Consider the following 19,954-nt stretch of genomic DNA (forward strand, 5'->3'; position numbering starts at 1 on the left):
GCACCATGCCCCGCCGTCAACGCCGTTCGCACCGGCTCGCCGCCGACCTCGGGCTGCTGATCGTGGCCGCCGCCTTCGTGCTTCCGCTCGCCTGGGTGGTCCTCTCCGCCGTCGATCCGCACGCCGACCTGCGGGTCAGGATCCCGGACGGGTTCACCTTCGGGAACTTCGACGCGATCCTCACCCCCGACATCACCTACACCCCGCTGCTCAACAGCCTGCTCCTGTGCGGCGGCGCCACCGCGCTCACCGTCGTCTGCGCCGCCCTCGCCGCCTACCCGCTCTCCCGCTACCGCTCCCGGTTCAACCGGCCGTTCCTGCTGTCCATCCTGTTCGCGACGAGCCTGCCGATCACCGCCATCATGGTGCCGGTGTACGCGCTGTTCGTCCGGATCAACCTCATCGACACCATGCAGGGCACGATCCTGTTCTTCGCCGCCTCCCAGCTCCCCTTCGCCATCTGGCTGATGAAGAACTTCATGGACGGCGTGCCGAAGGAGCTGGAGGAGGCCGCCTGGACGGACGGTGCCAACTCCGCCCAGTCGCTGGTGCGGATCGTGCTGCCGCTGATGGGACCCGGCCTCGCCGTCGTCACCGTCTTCGCCTTCGTGATGATGTGGGGCAACTTCTTCGTCCCGTTCATGCTGCTGCTCTCGCCGGACCAGATGCCCGCCTCGGTCAGCATCAACGACTTCTTCGGCAACCGCGGCATGGTGGCGTACGGCCAGCTCGCCGCCTTCTCCGTCATCTACTCGACGCCGGTGATCCTGCTGTACGTGCTGGTCGCGCGCCGACTGGGAGGTGGGTTCGCACTGGGCGGGGCCGTCAAGGGATGACCAGGTCGGACATACGGTCGAATCCGTACGTTCCCACAATCCGTGTTCCTGGCCGAACGGACCGTAGTCAGCACCCTCGCACGCCCCTACCTTGTCGGCTGTGCGCCGACCCCCAGCTCTGCCGAACCAGCCAGGTCCCCCCTTCAACGCCCCCGCCGCCCGCAGACTCCGTGCCGCTCTCGGCATGGGGCCCGAGCACGTGGCCCACGATCTGCGGGCCTCGTACGGGCTGCCGTACGCCACGCCCGATCTCGTACTCGCCTGGGAGCGCGGGGCGGTGATCCCCAGCAGTCCCGAACTCATCGCGCTGGCGGGCGTGTTGTGGTGCACGCCCGGCGAACTGATCGGCCGGCCGCGGACCCTGCGCGAACACCGGATCGCCCGCGGACTGGCCCCGGAGGACGTGGCTTCGGCGGTCGGCCTCGACCTCCTGGGCTATCTCGCGATGGAGGAGGACGAGGACTGGCAGGGCACGGAACGGCAGTCCACCGCCCTGGCCGACACGCTCCGTCTGTCCCTGCCGGACTTCATCACCGTGACCTGCAAGGAGGAGAAGCTGGCGGAGTTGCTGCGCAATGCGGTCACCACTCGCTGGCAGGCCTATGTCCGCCAGGTGAGCAAGCTGCTCCCCCTGGACAAACACCTGATCGAGAGCACGCTGCGCGACCTGCACGAGGACTACCAGGGACGGATGACGGCAACCCTGGCCTGGGGCAACATCCCGACATCGGAGTCAGCCGAGGACAGGGGCAGAGATTTCCTGACGGGGATCGTCGCCCATTTCTGGAACAGGGTCGAGGACAAGCGCCCCTGAAAGGGGCGCGGGGCTGTGTTCGATCTGCGGCTCCGCCGCGTGGGCGCGACCAGCCCCCACCCACCGCGGCCGGACTTGAACCCGAGCCCTAGAAAACGGACTCCGCCTCGTCCATCCGATCCTTCGGCACCGTCTTCAGCTCGGTCACCGCCTCCGCCAGCGGCACCATCTCGATGTCCGTCCCCCGCAGCGCCGTCATCTTCCCGAAGTCGCCCCGGTGCGCCGCCTCCACCGCATGCCACCCGAACCGCGTCGCGAGGACGCGGTCGTAGGCCGTCGGCGTGCCGCCCCGCTGGACGTGCCCGAGGATGACCGGCTTGGCCTCCTTGCCGAGCCGCCGCTCCAGTTCGTACGCCAGGGCCGTACCGATGCCCTGGAAGCGCTCGTGGCCGTACAGGTCGATCTCGCCCTTGCCGTAGTCCATCGTGCCCTCGGCGGGATGGGCGCCCTCCGCCACGCACACCACGGCGAACTTCTTGCCGCGGGCGAAGCGCTCCTCGACCATCTTGACCAGGTCGGCGGGGTCGAAGGGCCGCTCCGGGAGACAGATGCCGTGGGCACCGGCCGCCATCCCGGACTCCAGGGCGATCCAGCCGGCGTGCCGGCCCATCACCTCGACGACCATCACCCGCTGGTGGGACTCGGCGGTGGTCTTGAGGCGGTCCATCGCCTCCGTGGCGACGCCGACGGCCGTGTCGAAGCCGAAGGTGCGGTCCGTGGAGGAGATGTCGTTGTCGATGGTCTTCGGGACGCCGACGACCGGCAGGCCCGCGTCGGACAGCATGCGCGCCGCGGTCAGCGTGCCCTCGCCGCCGATCGGGATCAGCGCGTCGATGCCGAACTCCTCGACCATGTCGGTGGCCCGCTCGCAGGCCTCGCGCAGCCGGTCCCGCTCCAGCCGCGACGAGCCGAGGATCGTGCCGCCACGGGCCAGGATGCCGCTGACGGCGTCCAGGTCGAGGGGGACGTAGTGGCCGTCGAGCAGCCCCCGGAAGCCGTCCTCGAAACCGATGACCTCGTCGTCGTACTGTGCGACAGCCCGATGTACCACCGATCGGATGACGGCGTTCAGGCCGGGGCAGTCGCCGCCTGCGGTGAGAACTCCGATGCGCATGGTGGTGTGTCTCCTGCTCGCTGTCGTTGCCGGTGAGCCGATCCGATTGTTTCATGCCGGGCGGGTGGGTGAAGTCCTGGCGGGCGCCTTATCCGGCGCCGGGGGTATTGTCAAGAGGGTTCCGCTCACCCCGGTGGGCGATTTTTATGCGATCGCACAGGTACCACACAGAGACGGAGTGCACACGTGACGCGCAGCGTGTACGTGACCGGGATCGACCGCGGCGACGGCCGCCAGGTCGTGGAGCTGGGCGTGATGGAGCTCCTGACCCGGCAGGTCGACCGGGTCGGGGTCTTCCGCCCCCTCGTCCATGACGGTCCCGACCGCCTCTTCGAGCTGCTGCGTGCGCGGTACCGCCTCTCCCAGGACCCGGTCACCGTCTACGGCATGGACTACCACGAGGCCTCCGCCCTCCAGGCCGAGCGCGGCGCCGACGAGCTGGTCTCCACCCTCGTCGACCGCTTCCACCTGGTCGCCCGCGACTACGACGTCGTCCTCGTCCTCGGCACCGACTACGCCGACACCCAGTTCCCGGACGAGCTGTCCCTCAACGCCCGGCTCGCCAACGAGTTCGGTGCCTCCGTGATCCCGGTGGTCGGCGGCCGCGACCAGAACGCGGAGTCCGTGCTGGCGGAGACCCGCAACGCGTTCCGGGCGTACGACGGTCTCGGCTGCGACGTGCTGGCGATGGTCGCCAACCGGGTCGCCCGCGAGGACCGGGACGAGATAGCCGAGCGGATCGACGGACGGCTCCCGGTGCCCGTGTACGTGCTGCCGGACGAGCCCGCGCTGTCCGCGCCGACGGTCGCCCAGATCGCCCACGCGCTCGATGCGAAGGTGCTGCTCGGCGACGACTCGGGGCTGGCCCGGGACGCGCTGGACTTCGTCTTCGGCGGTGCGATGCTGCCGAGCTTCCTGCCCGCCCTGACCCCGGGCTGCCTGGTGGTGACCCCGGGCGACCGTGCCGACCTGGTCGTCGGCTCACTGGCCGCGCACAGCGCCGGCACCCCGCCGATAGCCGGCGTGCTGCTCACCCTGGGTGAGCGGCCCACCGACGAGATCCTCACCCTCGCCGCCCGGCTGGCCCCCGGCACCCCGGTGATCTCCGTGCCCGGCAACAGCTTCCCGACCGCCGCCCAGCTGTTCTCCCTGGAGGGCAAGCTGAACGCGGCCACCCCGCGCAAGGCGGAGACCGCGCTCGGCCTGTTCGAGCGGTACGTCGACACCGCCGGCCTCAACAAGCGGGTCTCGGCGCCGAGCACCGGCCGGCTCACCCCGATGATGTTCGAGCACAAGCTCCTGGAGCAGGCGCGCGCCGACAAGCGGCGGGTGGTGCTGCCGGAGGGCACCGAGGCGCGGGTGCTGCATGCGGCGGAGGTGCTGCTGCGCCGGGGGGTGTGTGACATCACCCTGCTCGGGCCCGTCGACCAGATCCGCAAGAAGGCCGCCGACCTCGGCATCGACCTCGCCGACGCCCAGCTGATCGACCCGGCCGTCTCCGAACTGCGCGACGCCTTCGCCGAGCAGTACGCCCTGCTGCGCGCCCACCGGGGCGTGACGGTGGAGCTGGCGTACGACGTGGTCGCCGACGTCAACTACTTCGGCACCCTGATGGTGCAGGAGGGGCTCGCGGACGGCATGGTCTCGGGGTCTGCGCACTCCACGGCTGCGACCATCCGCCCGGCCTTCGAGATCATCAAGACCAAGCCGGGGTCGTCGATCGTCTCGTCCGTCTTCTTCATGTGCCTCGCCGACAAGGTGCTGGTCTACGGCGACTGCGCGGTGAACCCGGACCCGAACGCGGAGCAACTCGCCGACATCGCCGTCCAGTCGGCGGGCACGGCCGCCCAGTTCGGTGTGGAGCCGCGGATCGCGATGCTGTCGTACTCGACGGGCACGTCGGGTTCGGGGGCGGACGTGGACAAGGTGCGGGAGGCGACCGAGCTGGCGCGCTCGCGCAGGCCCGATCTGCTGATCGAGGGGCCGATCCAGTACGACGCGGCCGTGGAGCCGTCGGTGGCCGCCACCAAGCTGCCGGGCTCCGAGGTCGCCGGGCAGGCCAGCGTGCTGATCTTCCCGGACCTCAACACCGGCAACAACACCTACAAGGCCGTGCAGCGGTCGGCCGGCGCGATCGCGGTCGGGCCGGTGCTGCAGGGGCTGCGCAAGCCCGTCAACGACCTGTCCCGGGGCGCCCTCGTCCAGGACATCGTCAACACCGTCGCCATCACGGCGATCCAGGCGCAGAATCCGGCCCAGAACCCGGCCGCTACCCAGGCCGCGTCCCCGAGCGAGAAGGCAACCGCCCAGTGAGCCCCAGTCCGACCCGTGTCCTCGTCCTCAACTCCGGCTCCTCGTCGGTGAAGTACCAGCTGCTGGACATGCGGGACAGCAGCCGGCTGGCGGTGGGTCTCGTCGAGCGGATCGGCGAGCAGACCTCCCGGCTCAGGCACACCTGCCTGGACAGCGGTGACACCCGCGAGGCCCTCGGGCCGATCGCCGACCACGAGGCCGCCCTGAAGGCCGTGGCGGAAGAGCTGACGAGGGACGGGCTCGGGCTCGAGTCGCCGGAGCTGGCCGCGATCGGGCACCGGGTGGTGCACGGCGGGATGTTCTTCACCGAGCCGACGGTGATCGACGACGCGGTGCTCACCGAGATCGAGCGGCTGATCCCGGTCGCCCCGCTGCACAACCCGGCCAACCTGACCGGGATCCGCACCGCGCAGGCGCTGCGCCCTGACCTGCCTCAGGTCGCCGTCTTCGACACGGCGTTCCACACGACGATGCCGGAGTCCGCGGCGCGGTACGCGATCGACCCGAAGCTCGCCGACCGGTACCGGATCCGCCGGTACGGCTTCCACGGAACCTCGCACGCGTACGTGTCCCGGGCGACCGCGCGGCTGCTGGGAAGGACACCGGAAGAGGTGAACGTCATCGTGCTGCACCTCGGCAACGGGGCGTCCGCGTCGGCCGTCCGGGGCGGCCGGTGCGTGGACACCTCGATGGGCCTGACGCCTTTGGAGGGGCTGGTGATGGGAACCCGTTCCGGCGATCTGGACCCGGCCGTCATTTTCCATTTGGCGCGAGTTGGCGAAATGTCCATGGACGAGATCGACACTCTTCTCAACAAGAGGAGTGGTTTGTTCGGTCTGTGCGGTGACAACGACATGCGGGAGATCCGGCGCCGGATCGACGAGGGCGACGAAGAGGCCCGGCTCGCCTTCGACATCTACATTCACCGCCTGAAGAAGTACATCGGCGCGTACTGCGCCGTCCTCGGCCGGGTCGACGCGGTGGCCTTCACCGCGGGCGTCGGCGAGAACGCGGCCCCGGTGCGGGAGGCGGCCATGGCGGGCCTGGAGGGGCTGGGGCTCGCGGTCGACCCGCAGCTGAACGCCGTACGGGCGGACGAGCCGCGGCTGATATCGCCGGCGGCCGCGCGGGTCGCGGTCGCCGTGGTGCCGACCGACGAGGAGCTGGAGATCGCCACCCAGACGTACGCACTGGTGGGCGCCGGACCGACGCCGGCCGAATAACAGCTGAGCACATTAGCGCCCATTTGTATCTTCCACCAGACGGAATATTCCGTAGCGAAACAAACCGATAGGATCGCCCCCATGCGCCGTTCGAAAATCGTCTGTACTCTCGGCCCCGCGGTCGACACCCACGAGATGCTCGTCGCCATGATCGAGGCGGGCATGAACGTGGCCCGGTTCAATTTCAGCCACGGCTCCCACGCCGAGCACCAGGGGCGGTACGACCGCGTCCGGGCCGCCGCCAAGGAGACCGGCCGTGCCATCGGCGTCCTCGCCGACCTGCAGGGCCCGAAGATCCGTCTGGAGACCTTCGCCGAGGGACCGGTGGAGCTGGAGCGCGGTGACGAGTTCGTCATCACGACCGAGGACGTCCCGGGCGACAAGACCATCTGCGGTACGACCTACAAGGGCCTGCCGGGCGACGTCTCGCGCGGCGACCAGATCCTCATCAACGACGGCAACGTCGAGCTGAAGGTCACGGAGGTCGAGGGCCCGCGGGTGCGGACGATCGTCATCGAGGGCGGTGTCGTCTCCGACCACAAGGGCATCAACCTGCCCGGCGCGGCCGTCAACGTGCCCGCGCTGTCCGAGAAGGACGTCGAGGACCTCCGGTTCGCGCTGCGCATGGGATGCGACATGGTCGCGCTGTCCTTCGTGCGGGACGCCAAGGACGTCGACGACGTCCACCGGGTGATGGACGAGGAGGGCCGCCGGGTCCCCGTCATCGCCAAGGTGGAGAAGCCGCAGGCGGTGGAGAACATGGAGGGCGTCGTGATGGCGTTCGACGCCGTCATGGTGGCCCGTGGCGACCTGGCCGTCGAGTACCCGCTCGAGAAGGTCCCCATGGTGCAGAAGCGCCTGATCGAGCTGTGCCGGCGCAACGCCAAGCCGGTGATCGTGGCGACCCAGATGATGGAGTCGATGATCACCAACTCCCGGCCGACCCGCGCCGAGGCCTCCGACGTGGCCAACGCGATCCTGGACGGCGCGGACGCGGTGATGCTGTCGGCGGAGTCCTCCGTCGGCGCGTACCCGGTCGAGACCGTGAAGACGATGTCGAAGATCGTCAAGGCGGCCGAGCAGGAGCTGCTCAGCAAGGGCCTGCAGCCGCTCGTCCCGGGCAAGAAGCCGCGCACGCAGGGCGGTTCGGTGGCCCGTGCCGCCTGCGAGATCGCCGACTTCCTCGGCGGCCGCGGCCTGGTCGCGTTCACCCAGTCCGGCGACACCGCCCGCCGGCTCTCGCGCTACCGCGCGCAGCAGCCGATCATCGCCTTCACCACCGACGAGAACACCCGTAACCAGCTCACCCTCAGCTGGGGCGTGGAGTCGCACGTGGTGCCGTTCGTGAACAGCACGGACGAGATGGTCGACATGGTCGACCAGGAGCTCGCCAAGATCAACCGCTTCAACCCGGGCGACACCGTCATCATCACGGCGGGCTCGCCTCCCGGCGTCCCGGGCACCACCAACATGCTCCGCGTCCACCACATCGGCGGCATCAACAAGTGACGCCCCGCCGGTAAAGGGCCTTGTACGACACCGAGGGCGCCCCCTGTGGCCAGGGGGCGCCCTCGGTCCGCCGCCGTCGGATCACACCGCCGGCGGTGCTCCGACCGTCTCCCGCAGCCACGCGTTGGCGCGCAGCTCCGGATGAGCGGTGGTGATCAGCCGGAACGCCTCGGCCTTCGCCCGGTCGGTGAGCCGCCGCAGCTCGGCCCAGGTCAGCTCCGCCACCACCGGCACGTAGTTCGTCGTGAGGGTGACGACCTCCGCCCCGCGGCTGAAGGAGAACACGTGTTGGGTCACGCTCGTCTCCACTGCGATGTCACTCCGGGTCTCCAGTTCCCGTCGCGCGTACTCCAGCATGAGAGCGAAGTCGACCACGGGCAGTCCCGGCGTGCGCAGACTGAGATCCACGCCGTGGACGACGAGCGTCACGTCCGCCTGGAAAAAGCTCATGGAGAAGTCCGCCCCGGTCAGCTCCGGGTGCTCCGGCCGGTCCGGGTTCTCCGGGCGCTGCTCCGGGGACCAGAAGGCGTCCTCGGCGCGGGGCACGAAGGAGAAACTGATCATCTTTTCTCTCTGCTCCTACCAGACGTTCTGGGGCTGCGCGCTCTTCAGATTGCCGAACTCGTCGACGAAGAGACGGATACCGTTCTGACCGTTCGCGCCGGTCGTGATGTCGTCGAATGCGTAGTCGATGAAGTTGCCTCCGCGGGGGTCGTTCTTGGGCCGGGGGACCTCGTGTCCGTACTGCGCGGCCCGCTGGACGAGCTGCTTGAGCTTGTTGCCGTCGATCCCCTCGGCGAACACGTTCTGCATGGCGCCCGCCTCGTGGTACTTGCCGCCCCACAGGTGCTGTTCGCGGATGTGCTTGAGGGCTCCTTCGGTGATCGTGCGGCAGTTGATGTTGTGCACCAGCACCGGGCTGTCCCCGGCCATCACGAAGTAGGAGTGCACGCCCTCCACCGTGAGGTCATAGGTGACCTGCGGCTTCGTGTACGAGGCTACGTCGACCACCGTAACGGTGCCGTGGTCCAGGGTCTGCAGCCGGTGACCCGCCGTGAGTCGCCCCGCGTCCGTCCACGACCCCGTGGTGAGGTCCCAGAACGGGTGGTCCGACGTTCCGGTGACGGTGCGTCGGCCGCTCGGCGTGGCGACGGTCAGATCGGTGAACCGGGTGTCGGTGGTGGTGCGGTGGGCCAGCACGACGTCGTGCCGTTCGGCGGCCGTGTCACCCGGCCGCGCGTTGAGGACCTGGTCCCCCGCGGTGACCTTCTCGATGGCCCGGACACTGCCGTCGGCCATCTTGACCTGCGTGCCCGCCACGAAGCTGTGCTTCACGCAGAACGACACGCCCTTGGCGAGCCGCGCGTCGATGATGACCTTCAGCGCCTTCATCGTCTTGCGTGCCTTGGCCGCCCCCTCGAAGAACTTCGCGATCCCGGTGCTGACCCGCACGATGGCCGCCGCCACGGCGGGCGCCTTGCCGATCAGGGTGACCACGCTGATGGCGTTGACGAGCGTCCAGAGGCAGCTCTCCACATCGGGGTCGGAGAAGCACTTCTTGGCGTCCGTGACCCCTAGCAGGTCGAGCAGGATCGCCCCGCCGTTCGCCTTGACCCAGTCGAGGACGTCCTGGTTTCCGGCGGCCATGGCCTCGCGGTACTGGTCGACGCAGGTCTGGCCGCACTCCGCGAGCAGGGCCGCCTCCTCGTCCTTGGTCAGGACGTAATCGGCGGTCGAGCCGCCGGAGTCGACGACATCCTGGCGTTCCTGCCTGGCCTGCTCCCGTTCCTCGGCCTCCGCCCGGGTGGCCGCCTTGTCCGCCTGGTCGGCGTAGGTATCGGCCTTGTCCGCCGCGCCCTCCGCGGCGGTGGCGTCGCTCTCCGCCTTGGTGGCGGTCCGGTCGGCCGCCGACGCGTCCTGTTCGGCGCCGTCGGCGGCGGAACGGGCGCTGGTGGCGTCCTTCTCGGCCTCCGTGGCGTCACGGTCGGCCTGGGCGGCCGCCGATTCGGCCTCGTTCGCGGCGAAGTTGGCGTAGAAGGCGTCGGTGCCGGCCTGCTCGTCGTACTTCTGGGCGTTCGTGTCCGCCTTCTTCGCGGCTGCCGCGTCGACCGCCGCAGCGGCCGCCGAGGCGTTCGCCGCGGCCGCGGAGTTGACCGCCTGCACCGCGTAGTCCGCTGCGTCGGCCGCGGCCTGGAGGGCGGTCTTCGCGTCACCGGCGGCCTTGTCGGCGAGCGCCTTGGCCTGGGCCGCCGCCTTCTTCGCCTCGTCCGACTTGGCCTTCGCCGCCGTCGCCTGCTGCTCGGCAAGCGTCTTCGCGGTCTGCCCGATCAGCACCGCGTACGCCGCCGAGGAGTCAGTCTCCTGGTAGGGGGAACCCAGGCTGATCGCTTCGTCGGCCGCCTTGGTCGTCGCGGTCGCGGCGTCCCGGGCGGCCTGCGCGTACTGTGCCGTGGCGGTGGCGTATCCGGCGGTCTTCGCCGCCCACGCGGCCGTCTTCGCGGCCTCGGCCACCGCCGCGGTGGCCTCCTTACGCGCGGTGGCAGCCGCGGTCTGGGCCTTCTTCGCCTCGGCATCGGCCTGCTTGGCCTTCTCCTTCGCCGATGCCGCGGCGTCGATCGCCTCGGCCGCCGCAGCATGCGCGGTGGCCGCCGCGGCCTGCGTCTTCGCGTATGCCGACTGGGCGGCGTCGGCGGCGGACCGGGAACGCTTGGCCGCGCCTTCCGCACGCGTTGCCGCCGCTCGTGCGTTCACCGCGGCGGTGGTCGCGTCGTCGGCCGCCGCCCGGGCCCGGGTCGCGGCACCCGCCGCCGTGGTGGCCGCGGTACGTGCCTCCGTGGCCGCCTGCCGTGTCTCAGCCGCGGCCGAGGTGCCGTCGGCCGCGGCGGCCGCCGACTCCAGCGCGGCCGCCCGCGAGGCGGTGGCGTCCTTCTCGTGCTCTGCCTTGACCGCGGTGTTACGGGCCTGGTAGGCGCGCAGTTCGGCGTCCTCGGCCGCCGCCAGCTTCTCCCTCGCCGTGGCACCCGCCGACTCCGCGTCCGTGCGGGCCTGGCGGGCGTTGTCCTGCTCGCCCCGTGCCCGTTCCTCGGCCGCGCCGGCCTTCGCCCGCTCGCTCGCCGCGTTGTCGCGCTCCCGCTCGGCGGTGGCCTTCTCGGCCTCCGCGACGCCGCGCTGCCGCTTCGCCTCGGCCGCCTGGTCCCGGGCGGTCTGTTCCGCCTTCTCGGCCGTCGCGCGGGCGTTCTTCGCCGTGGTGGCGTCGGCCGCCGCCTCGGCCGCCAGCTTGGCGGCGGAATCAGCGGCGGCCTTCGCCTGGGACTTGGCCTCCAGTGCCGCCGTCTTGCGGAACTCGGTGTTCAGCGCGTGCGTCTGGGTCTTGGCCAGCGCGAGGAGCGTCTGGGAGTCGGCCGCGGTGGCCTTCGCCGCGTTCGAGGCGGTCAGCGTGGCCTTCGCCGCGGCCTGGGCGGCGGCGTAGGAGGCCTTGGTGACCTGCACCGACTGCTGGGCGTACAGCAGGCCCCGACCGCGGGGCTGCTGCGCCGCGTCGGCGATCTGCCAGGCCTTCTGCTGCTGGGCGGTCACGGTGTCGGCGGCCGTCCTGGCCCGTGCGACCGCCGCGTCCGCCACGGTCACCTGCTTGGCCGCCGCGGCCTTCGCCGCGTTCAGGTCGGCCGTCGCCTTCGTGAAGACGGCGGCCTTCGGGTAGTTGATGGAGTCCTTGTGCGCGGCCCAGTACTTCTGCCAGTACAGGATCTGGTCCGCCAGCCACGCCTGCCGCACCGCCTCGGTCATGGCCTCCGTGGCCACCCGCGTCTCCTTCGCCGCGGCGGCCTCGGCGGTGACGATCTGCTTGCGCTGCTCGGCCTGGCCGGCGTACTCGGCCTCCCACTCCGTGTAGGCCGCGGTGACGACCCCGGTCAGCACCCGGTAGTGGTCGATGGGGTTGTCGCTGTCACAGGCGGCCCAGGCCTGCTTCAGCGCCTCGACCTCGGTGCGGAACTCCAGCGAGTCCGGTTCGGGGGCCTTGGTGGCGAAGCCGCCGAAGCGCAGGAAGGTGGCGATGTCGTTGGCCGAGGAGTAGCCCAGGCCGCTCGTGTCGAGCAGTTCCCGGCCGGCGACGTCCTTGTAGGCGGCCGCCCAGGCGTCACCGCCGGTGTCGAACGCGTCGAGCACCTTCTTGGCCTGGTCCAGGGAGGCCTGGCCCGGGCGCGGGGTCGGGTCCTCGAACGCCTTGTCGTACAGCTTCTGCTGCGTGCCCAGGGTGAAGGTGACGACGTCCGCGCCGAACTCGGGGGCCCAGAAGTCCCGGCCGTTCGAGGAGTTCACCGAGCGGTACGGCTTGTTGCTCTCGTCAAGTTGCGTCTGCCGGTCCCGGAACGCCTTCAGGGCGGCGATGCCCGCGTCCCTGTCCCGGTCACGGGCCTGGGTCCGCTCGCCGCCGACCGAGTCCGGTGACACGAACGCGCGCAGGTCGGCGTCCGTACCGGTGAGCTTCGCGGCGGCGGCCGCCTTGAGGTCGGGGCCGCCGAAGTGCACGGCCTGCCCCGCCTGGCAGCGGTCCGCGCGGGCGTGGGCGCCCAGGCTGATGCGCAGGGTGCGCTGGTAGGGATTGGCCGGGTTGTCGCCCGGCTCGTCCGCGGCGGCGGGGACCGCGTACACGAGTCCGCCGAGTACCGCGGCAGCGGTGGCGAGCGCCGTGCCGGCGAGGCCCCGCCGGAGCCGTCTTCCCCCGGTGTGTCTGAATCCGTTCTTCCGTGCCGTTCGCACGTCCATGCCTTCCTCTGGATGGTCAGTCCGTCAGTCGGTCCGCGCGGAAAGCGGGCAGGACGCAGCAAAGGCTGGAAACAGGCACAGATCCCCCTGCGGCGTGCGGTCGACACGCCACCCCCCGCCCCTCCCCCGGGGCCGCGATCATCCTGTCAGACCAGGGCATTTTACGAAAGCAATATCGGTGTTTTATTTGCGCTTTTGAATCACTCCCGCCTCAAGGGGGCAGCGAACACGACTGTGCCCCGCCGAGTCGGTACTCGGCGGGGCACAGTCTCCTCGCGGCTCCCGAACGGGTCTGTGGTGGTGCTCAGCTGGTTCCGTCGGTGGTGTAGACGTGCATCCCGGGCACGTGCAGGGTGCCGCCGAACTGGGCAGCCTGGATGACCTTCACCTTGGTGAAGTAGATCAGCGGGATGTTCAGCGGCGGCGGGTTGTCCACGTCGAACGTGATCGGGATCAGGCCGAAGAGGTTGCCGGAGATGGACTCCGTGTACATCGTCGTGGAGCCGCCGCGGATCGTGGACGTGGAACCGGACGCGGCCTGCACGTGGTAGGTCTTGCCGATGGTCGTGTCCTTGACCGTCTGGTGCAGGTCACCGATGTCGGTGCCGCCCGAGATGACGTACTTCAGCACCTTCTTCGTCTTGCCGCTGGCCGTCTTCACCTCGACGATGCCCTGGTAGTCGGCGCTCTTCAGCGTCAGCGAACTGGCGCTCAGGTACCAGGGGTCGTCCGCCACCGCCACCTTGTTGTCGACACCGCTCACGTCGTCGGTGGCGGCCTTGCAGTCGTCGGCCGACGTGCTGGAGCTCGCGGATGGGCTCGGCGAGGCGCTGGAGGTGGCGTCCTCGGCCGCCTTGGTGACGTCCTTGGTGACGTCGCCGGCCGCCTTGGTCGCCGTGTCGGTGGTGTCCTTCACGGTGTCCGTGACCTTCTTGACGGTCTTGGACACGGCGCCGGAGCCGCTGCCGTCGCTCGACGAGGAGGACGAGTCCGACTTCTCCGAGGACGCCGAGGACGCGGACGGCGAGGGGGTGGCGCTCGCGGTGGAGTCCGACGAGGACGAACCCGTCGTGCTGCCGCCGCTGAGGATGCTGCCGATCGCGTCGCCGATCGAGTCCAGCAGACCGCCACCGCTGCTGCTCGCGGAGGCGGACGGCGACGGGGTCGCCGTGCTGCCGGAGGACCCCGAAGAGTCCGAGGAACCCGAATCGCCTGACGAGGAGGACGACTTGGAGGCGGACGGCGTCGGCGTGGCCGCGTCGTCGGAACCTGAATCCGACGAGGAGGACTTGCCGGACGACGTCGAGTCCTTCGCGCCGGCCGAGGCCGTGGCGGACGGCGTGGCCGAGTCCGTGGCGTCGTCGCTCGCGCTCGCCGAAGCGGAGGGCGAGGCCGAGTCCAGGGCGGCGACACAGTCCTTGTAGTCCTCGGCGAGGGTCTTCGAGGACGACGACGTGTTGCTGGTGTCGGCGATCGCGAGCGAGGACGTGAACCCGAAGCCCATGAGTACGGCCGTCGGCATCGCCACGGAGGCTATCGCCTTGCCCGCCGGCATGTGGAACCTGGTGAACAGCGGCTTCTTGGGTGCCGCATGCCGCGGCCCGGTTCTCACACGGGACTCGTCCACCTCAGTCCCGTGGGTCACCTCGTCAGCCGGCACTGTGCCTCCCGTTCGCCCCGTTCACAGGGCTCGTTCCTGACAGGTCATCCGCCTTGCCCACGCCGTCCAGGCCCGCGAAGGGGGCGACCGCGTCCGGGGTGTCGCCCTCGGCCGGGGGAACGTCGCCCTCCGGCTGCGGCTGCGGGGGGACACCCGGCGACCAGGCCACGGCCATCGCTCCGCCGATCAGCGCGAGCAGGAAGCCCATGACGAAGCCACCGAAGTTGGACACGGGAAGAGACACCAGCGCCAGCAGGATCGCGGCGATTCCCGCGAACGTGCGGATGTGCTTCTGGTACCAGACGCTGACGCCCAGGACGACGAGCAGCACGCCGATGATCAGGGACCCGGCGCCCGCGGTGGTCGCCATCGCCACCGTGAGGTTGCCGATCTGGAGATGCGCGTACGGGAAGTACATGATCGGGAAACCGGCGAGCAGCATGTACAGGCCGGCCCAGAACGGCCGCGTGCCCCGCCAGGAACGGAACTGCAGCCTCCGGCGGGTGAACGTGCCGGGTGCGGCAGAAGTCTCGGCGCTCATGGAAAACAGCTCCCTGGTGCGGCGTTGCTGTGGTGATGGTGCTGTGGTCGGCGGTGGTTTTTCCTTGTACCGCGTGTGAAGACCGTGGACCGAAGGTGGAAGGGCGGGGGTGCCGTCGGCTCCCCCGCCCGTCACGGAGTGCTCAGTAGCACTCCGCTCCCGACGTCGAGATCGACATGTGCAGGCCGCTGAGCTTGAAGGTTCCGGCAGTGGTGGCCCACGCCGTCTGCTTCACGCCGGACAGCGAGGCGTGGTCCGCCTCCTGCGCGAACCCGTACGGGTTCGTCTGCTGCTTGGTGACCTCGTCCGACTTGACGCCGGGACCCTTGGTCGAGTCCTTGGCGGCGACACCGATGTTGATGTTGGTGAACGTCGCGTCGGCGCTGAGGTCATCGAGGTCGATGTACAGCTTGCTGGCCTCGACCGGCTTGCTGCTGTCGGTGCCCGCGTGCAGGATCAGGCTGACGTTCCCGAAGATCGGGACGTTCGGCGTGACCACGGACTGGCACAGGTTGGTGATCTTCGCCGTGTTGAACGCCGAGACCGCCACCGGGTGGATGGTGCTCTTACCCGCGAGGGTGTACCCCGAGTCGACAGCACCGTACTGAACGAAGCCGTCGCCTTCGAGCTGGTCGGCCGTGACCTTGAACTGCTGGCCGGACACGCTGAACGACGCGGCGAGAGCGCCCTGCGCGAGGGCGACACCTATACACGCCGTGGCGGCAACGCTGGGCACCATGACCACAGCGAACCGCTTCCATCTGGTCCCGCCACGCACCTGGGACTCCATATTTCCTCCTTCTCGGACGTACATCTCCTGGCCCGGTATCGCCCCCAACGGCGGCTCGGCCGGGCAGGGATGGGAGAAGTGCTACGTCCTCGGAAGGGGAGCGCCCGTACTCGGAGGCACGAACGCACCTCGATCACCGGCGATCACCCCCGAGCGACAACCACTGGTCGCGCCTGACACGCATCACGCACAACCTTTCTGGACAGGCTTCGCGGTGAGGCGAAGACCCCCCTGCCCAAGAGCCGGCGTCACTGCCGCCGACTCTGCTCGGTGGGGACCCAGATGAACCCGCGGCCCGACCGGCTGTCGGGGTACGGGAATGGACCGAGCGTCGCCGATCGTGGTGCATTCTCGCCGCCCGCACAAGGGGCTTCGTTACTCGGTAGTAACGGCCGGATAACCGAAGGACGACCCACCGGTCTCGGAGTGCGACTCTGGGTGGCATCCAGGGGCAGAGCAAAACAGTTGACCCATGGACGAAACCAGACAGACCAACAGCCCGAATTTACTCCGAGTAACAGCGGCCGCTATTACCAAGATTTGGTAAAGAGCGGCCGCTGCGGCCCCGCCTCGGCAAATCTTTCACTCGGGCATCACAGGACGTGACGTTTAGCGACTGGTCAGACCCGTGTTCAGATCGTTGTCTAGAACAGCGCGCGCGCCAACGCCCTGCGCGCTCCCACAACCCGCGGGTCGTCGGTGCCCACGACCTCGAAGAGCTCAAGAAGCCGCCGCCGTACGGCATCCCGGTCGTCGCCGGCCGTCCGCTGCACGGTCTCGATCAGCCGCCCGAAGGCGTCCTCGACATGCCCGCCCACCAGATCCAGGTCGGCGGCCGCGATCTGCGCCTCGGCGTCGGCCGGCTTCTCGGCCGCGTCCCTGCGCACCTGCTGGGGGTCCATCCCCTGCACCCGCTGGAGCAACTCGGCCTGCGCGAGCCCCAGCTTGGCCTCGCTGTTGGCCGGGTCGTCGCTCAGCACGTTCTTGTACGCCTGGACCGCACCGCCGAAGTCACCCGCGTCCAGCGCCTGGACGGCGGCTTCGAGGAGCGCGTCGTACGGCCCCGCGGGCACCACCGCGGGCCCGGTCTGGGCACCCGGCTCCGCGTCGGGGTCGACGACGAGTCCGGTCAGCCCGAACCGCTGCTCGGCGACCTGCACCAGCTGATCCAGCGTCCCGCGGATCTGCTCCTCGCCGGCCGCGCCCTGGAAGAGCGGCAGTGCCTGCCCGGCGACGACGGCGAACACCGCCGGGATCCCCTGGACCCCGAACTGCTGCATCAGCATCTGGTTGGCGTCGACGTCGATCTTCGCCAGCAGGAAGCGGCCGTTGTACTCGACGGCGAGGCGCTCCAGGACCGGGCTCAGCTGCTTGCAGGGCTGACACCACTCGGCCCAGAAGTCGATGACGACAGGGACTTCGGCGGACCGCTGCAGGACATCGCGCTCGAAGCCGGCTTCGTCGACGTCGATGACCAGGTCGGCCGGGGACACGGCACCGGCACCACCCTGCCGGGCCGCTTCGGCGCGCGCCTGCTCGGCCTTGGTCTTGGCCTCCTGGGCCGCCTTGACCGCGGCGAGGTCGACGACGCCGCTCATGGACATGTTCCGTGGCTGCATGCGTCTATCCTCCCCCGTTCCCGCGCGTGTGTGAAAAGCGTTGTGAAAGCCGGGCCGAACCTGTGCTCTTCGACGGCGCCGGGTCCCCACCCCACGCCATGGTCGTCGCCCGTGCGGTCACCCACGAGCTTTCGCTACGACCCGTAGCGTAATGCCATCCCGGACCCGCGCGACACCACTTTCCGGTGATCTCCCTCACGGCATCACATGAACCGCCGGTTATGGTCGTGGGATGCAGAGCCGCACCCCCGCCGGACGTACCGGCCGCCCGCGCAGCGCCGCCGCGGACGCGGCGATCCTGGAGGCGACGCGGCAGGCGCTGGTCGAACTGGGCTGGTCCAAGCTCACCCTCGGAGACGTGGCCACGCGCGCCGGGGTTGCAAAAACGACTCTCTACCGCCGCTGGGCGGGCAAGAACGAGCTCGTCGTCGACGCGGTCGCCGAACTCTTCGACGAACTCGAACTCCCCGACCGGGGCAGCCTGGCGAACGACATCGAGGGTGTCGTGCTGCAGTTCGCGGCGATCCTGGACCGCCCGGAGGCCCGGAGCGGCCTGATGGCGGCGGTCGCCGAGTCGACCCGCGACGACGCGCTGCGGGAACGTATCCGCGCGTCCATCGTGGACCGCCAGAAGCGGCTGGTCCTGGAGGGCCGGGCCCGGGCGCAGTGCCGGGGCGAACTCCCCTCCGAGCCGGACCCGGAGGAGGCCGCCCGCACGGTGGACCTGATCTTCGACATGGTGGCGGGTGCGGTGGTCCACCGCACCCTCATGAGCGGCAAGCCGGCGGACGAGGCGTGGGTGCGCGACTTCACCCGGGTCCTGCTCCTGGGCCTCGCCGCCGAGCCGACGGCCGACCCGACCGGAGCGGCCACTTCTCAACCCGCCGAACCGACCCAGCCAACCGGGGCTGCCGCCCCTCGTCCGACCGAGCCGACCGGGGCGGCCACCTCTCGGCCGACCGAGCCAACCGGGGCGGCCACCTCTCGGCCGACCGAGTCGGGTGGTGGGTGGGCATAGGGCCCGGGGGTCCAGGGGGCGGAGCCCCCTGGTACGTGACTAGAATCCCGCCGGCTCCGTGTACACCCCCCACTCGTCCCGCAGCACCCCGCAGATCTCACCCAGGGTCGCCTCGGCCCGTACGGCCTCCAGCATCGGCTCGATCATGTTGGCCCCGCCCCGCGCAGCGGCCAGCATCGCGTCCAGGGCGGCACGCACCGCTCCCTCGTCCCGGGCGGCCCGCCGGGCACCCAGCACCCGCACCTGCTCCCGCTCGACCTCGTGCGAGACCCGCAGGATCTCCAGGTCCCCGGTGACCGACCCGGTGTGCACGTTGACGCCGACGACACGCTTGTCGCCCTTCTCCAGCGACCGCTGGTACTGGAAGGCCGACTCGGCGATCTCCCCGGTGAACCAGCCGTCCTCGATGCCCCGCAGGATCCCGGAGGTGACCGGTCCGATCGGGTGCCGCCCGTCCGGATGGGCGCGCAGCCCCCGCTCCTTGATCTGGTCGAAGATCTTCTCGGCGTCGGCCTCGATCCGGTCGGTGAGCTGCTCGACGTACCAGGAACCGCCCAGCGGATCCGCCACGTTGGCGACGCCGGTCTCCTCCATGAGCACCTGCTGCGTGCGCAGCGCGATCTCGGCGGCCTGCTCGCTCGGCAGGGCGAGGGTCTCGTCGAGGGCGTTGGTGTGCAGCGAGTTGGTCCCGCCGAGCACGGCCGCCAGCGCCTCCACGGCCGTCCGCACCACGTTGTTGTACGGCTGCTGGGCGGTCAGCGAGACTCCGGCGGTCTGCGTGTGGAAGCGCAGCCACTGCGCCTTGTCCGACCGGGAGCCGTAGACGTCCCGCATCCACCGGGCCCAGATCCGGCGCGCGGCGCGGAACTTGGCGATCTCCTCGAAGAAGTCGACGTGCGCGTCGAAGAAGAAGGAGAGGCCGGGCGCGAAGACGTCGACGTCGAGGCCGCGGGAGAGCCCCAGCTCGACGTAGCCGAAGCCGTCCGCGAGCGTGTAGGCCAGCTCCTGCGCGGCCGTCGCGCCCGCCTCGCGGATGTGGTAGCCGGAGACGGACAGCGGCTTGTACGCGGGGATCCCGGCGGCGCAGTACTCCATCAGGTCGCCGATCAGCCGCAGATGGGGTTCGGGCTGGAACAGCCACTCCTTCTGGGCGATGTACTCCTTGAAGATGTCGGTCTGGAGCGTGCCGTTGAGGACCGACGGGTCGACGCCCTGCCGTTCGGCGGCGACGAGGTACATGCAGAAGACGGGCACGGCGGGCCCGCTGATGGTCATGGACGTCGTGACGTCGCCCAGCGGGATGTCCTTGAACAGGACCTCCATGTCGGCGGCGGAGTCGATGGCGACCCCGCAGTGCCCGACCTCACCGAGCGAGCGCCCGTCGTCCGAGTCGCGCCCCATGAGGGTCGGCATGTCGAAGGCCACGGAGAGGCCGCCGCCGCCGTTGGCGAGGATCATCTTGTAGCGCTCGTTGGTCTGCTCGGCGTTGCCGAACCCGGCGAACTGGCGGATGGTCCAGGTCCGCCCGCGGTAGCCGGTCGGATACAGCCCGCGCGTGAAGGGGTACTCCCCCGGCCAGCCGATCCGCTCGAATCCCTCGTAGGTGTCCCCCGGTCGGGGCCCGTACACCGGCTCCACGGGGTCCCCGGAGAGCGTGGTGAAGTCGGCGTCCCGCTTGCGGGCCGCGTCGTAACGGGCCTGCCAGCGTCGGCGGCCCTCCTCGATGGCGTCAGCGTCCATACCTTCGAAT

At 70.1% G+C, this 19,954-nt stretch carries 13 protein-coding genes and 1 pseudogene; 6 read left to right on the forward strand and 8 right to left on the reverse strand.

What is annotated here, in order from left to right; genetic code table 11:
- The first annotated feature begins 5 nt into the window (after positions 1–5).
- Both ACFY0P_RS43220 and ACFY0P_RS43225 read left to right on the forward strand, forming a co-directional pair.
- Complete coding sequence (locus tag ACFY0P_RS43220) at positions 6–836, forward strand: carbohydrate ABC transporter permease (RefSeq protein WP_388926800.1); 831 nt, start codon at positions 6–8, stop codon at positions 834–836.
- A 91-nt stretch (positions 837–927) separates the two neighbouring features.
- Positions 928–1,650 (forward strand): XRE family transcriptional regulator, encoded by a 723-nt coding sequence (locus tag ACFY0P_RS43225; protein WP_388926802.1) that lies wholly within the window; start codon positions 928–930, stop codon positions 1,648–1,650.
- 88 nt (positions 1,651–1,738) lie between these two features.
- On the opposite strand, the gene ACFY0P_RS43230 is transcribed toward ACFY0P_RS43225, so the two are convergent.
- Positions 1,739–2,764 carry an ATP-dependent 6-phosphofructokinase gene (locus ACFY0P_RS43230; RefSeq protein WP_388926805.1) on the reverse strand — a complete coding sequence of 342 codons (1,026 nt, stop codon included), beginning with the start codon at positions 2,762–2,764 and terminating at the stop codon, positions 1,739–1,741.
- Positions 2,765–2,950: 186 nt separating this feature from the next.
- On the opposite strand from ACFY0P_RS43230, the gene pta reads away from it, so the two are divergent.
- From pta to pyk, 3 genes are all read left to right on the forward strand, one after another.
- A complete protein-coding gene (pta, locus tag ACFY0P_RS43235; protein WP_388926808.1) occupies positions 2,951–5,077 on the forward strand; it encodes a phosphate acetyltransferase in 2,127 nt (708 codons plus the stop codon).
- Positions 5,074–6,300, forward strand: coding sequence for an acetate kinase (locus ACFY0P_RS43240; RefSeq protein ID WP_388926810.1), 1,227 nt, complete (start codon positions 5,074–5,076; stop codon positions 6,298–6,300). Before pta ends, ACFY0P_RS43240 begins: the two co-directional genes overlap by 4 nt.
- A gap of 81 nt (positions 6,301–6,381) precedes the next feature.
- Positions 6,382–7,809: a pyruvate kinase gene (gene pyk, locus ACFY0P_RS43245; RefSeq protein WP_388926813.1), complete on the forward strand. Its 1,428-nt coding sequence runs from the start codon at positions 6,382–6,384 to the stop codon at positions 7,807–7,809.
- A gap of 81 nt (positions 7,810–7,890) precedes the next feature.
- Here pyk and ACFY0P_RS43250 read toward each other — a convergent pair whose 3' ends face one another.
- The 6 genes from ACFY0P_RS43250 to ACFY0P_RS43275 all read right to left on the reverse strand — a co-directional run bounded on the left by ACFY0P_RS43250 (position 7,891) and on the right by ACFY0P_RS43275 (position 17,186).
- On the reverse strand, positions 7,891–8,373 hold the full coding sequence (locus tag ACFY0P_RS43250) for a hypothetical protein (RefSeq protein ID WP_388926816.1): 483 nt from the start codon (positions 8,371–8,373) through the stop codon (positions 7,891–7,893).
- 15 nt (positions 8,374–8,388) lie between these two features.
- Positions 8,389–12,576 (reverse strand): polymorphic toxin-type HINT domain-containing protein, encoded by a 4,188-nt coding sequence (locus tag ACFY0P_RS43255; RefSeq protein WP_388926819.1) that lies wholly within the window; start codon positions 12,574–12,576, stop codon positions 8,389–8,391.
- Between the two features lie 304 nt (positions 12,577–12,880).
- Positions 12,881–14,236, reverse strand: a complete 1,356-nt coding sequence (locus tag ACFY0P_RS43260; RefSeq protein WP_388926822.1) for a hypothetical protein — start codon at positions 14,234–14,236, stop codon at positions 12,881–12,883.
- Positions 14,226–14,777: a DUF6114 domain-containing protein gene (locus tag ACFY0P_RS43265; protein WP_388926824.1), complete on the reverse strand. Its 552-nt coding sequence runs from the start codon at positions 14,775–14,777 to the stop codon at positions 14,226–14,228. The genes ACFY0P_RS43260 and ACFY0P_RS43265 overlap by 11 nt, the downstream gene beginning before the upstream one ends.
- Before the next feature lie 142 nt (positions 14,778–14,919).
- Entirely contained in the window at positions 14,920–15,567 is a 648-nt protein-coding gene (locus tag ACFY0P_RS43270) for a DUF6230 family protein (protein ID WP_388926826.1), read from the reverse strand.
- A 644-nt stretch (positions 15,568–16,211) separates the two neighbouring features.
- Positions 16,212–17,186: a tetratricopeptide repeat protein gene (locus tag ACFY0P_RS43275; protein WP_388926829.1), complete on the reverse strand. Its 975-nt coding sequence runs from the start codon at positions 17,184–17,186 to the stop codon at positions 16,212–16,214.
- 232 nt (positions 17,187–17,418) lie between these two features.
- Between ACFY0P_RS43275 and ACFY0P_RS43280 the strand changes: the two are divergent.
- Positions 17,419–18,051, forward strand: a pseudogene (locus ACFY0P_RS43280) (TetR/AcrR family transcriptional regulator); the annotation flags it as partial.
- A 192-nt stretch (positions 18,052–18,243) separates the two neighbouring features.
- Here the strand turns inward: ACFY0P_RS43280 and ACFY0P_RS43285 are convergent.
- Positions 18,244–19,944, reverse strand: a complete 1,701-nt coding sequence (locus ACFY0P_RS43285; protein WP_388926832.1) for a methylmalonyl-CoA mutase — start codon at positions 19,942–19,944, stop codon at positions 18,244–18,246.
- Between the last annotated feature and the right edge of the window lie 10 nt (positions 19,945–19,954).

Origin of the sequence: Streptomyces sp. NPDC001714, assembly GCF_042892755.1 — a bacterium.
Taxonomy (GTDB): domain Bacteria; phylum Actinomycetota; class Actinomycetes; order Streptomycetales; family Streptomycetaceae; genus Streptomyces.

Bases quoted from the DNA above. Each gene is read 5' to 3' on its own strand.
- ACFY0P_RS43230 (WP_388926805.1), bottom strand. From the start codon at position 2,764: ATGCGCATCGGAGTTCTCACCGCAGGCGGCGACTGCCCCGGCCTGAAC.
- ACFY0P_RS43255 (WP_388926819.1), bottom strand. From the start codon at position 12,576: ATGGACGTGCGAACGGCACGGAAGAACGGATTCAGACACACCGGGGGA.
- ACFY0P_RS43285 (WP_388926832.1), bottom strand. From the start codon at position 19,944: ATGGACGCTGACGCCATCGAGGAGGGCCGCCGACGCTGGCAGGCCCGT.
- pyk (WP_388926813.1), top strand. From the start codon at position 6,382: ATGCGCCGTTCGAAAATCGTCTGTACTCTCGGCCCCGCGGTCGACACC.
- ACFY0P_RS43250 (WP_388926816.1), bottom strand. From the start codon at position 8,373: ATGATCAGTTTCTCCTTCGTGCCCCGCGCCGAGGACGCCTTCTGGTCC.
- ACFY0P_RS43265 (WP_388926824.1), bottom strand. From the start codon at position 14,777: ATGAGCGCCGAGACTTCTGCCGCACCCGGCACGTTCACCCGCCGGAGG.
- ACFY0P_RS43220 (WP_388926800.1), top strand. From the start codon at position 6: ATGCCCCGCCGTCAACGCCGTTCGCACCGGCTCGCCGCCGACCTCGGG.
- ACFY0P_RS43270 (WP_388926826.1), bottom strand. From the start codon at position 15,567: ATGGAGTCCCAGGTGCGTGGCGGGACCAGATGGAAGCGGTTCGCTGTG.
- ACFY0P_RS43275 (WP_388926829.1), bottom strand. From the start codon at position 17,186: ATGCAGCCACGGAACATGTCCATGAGCGGCGTCGTCGACCTCGCCGCG.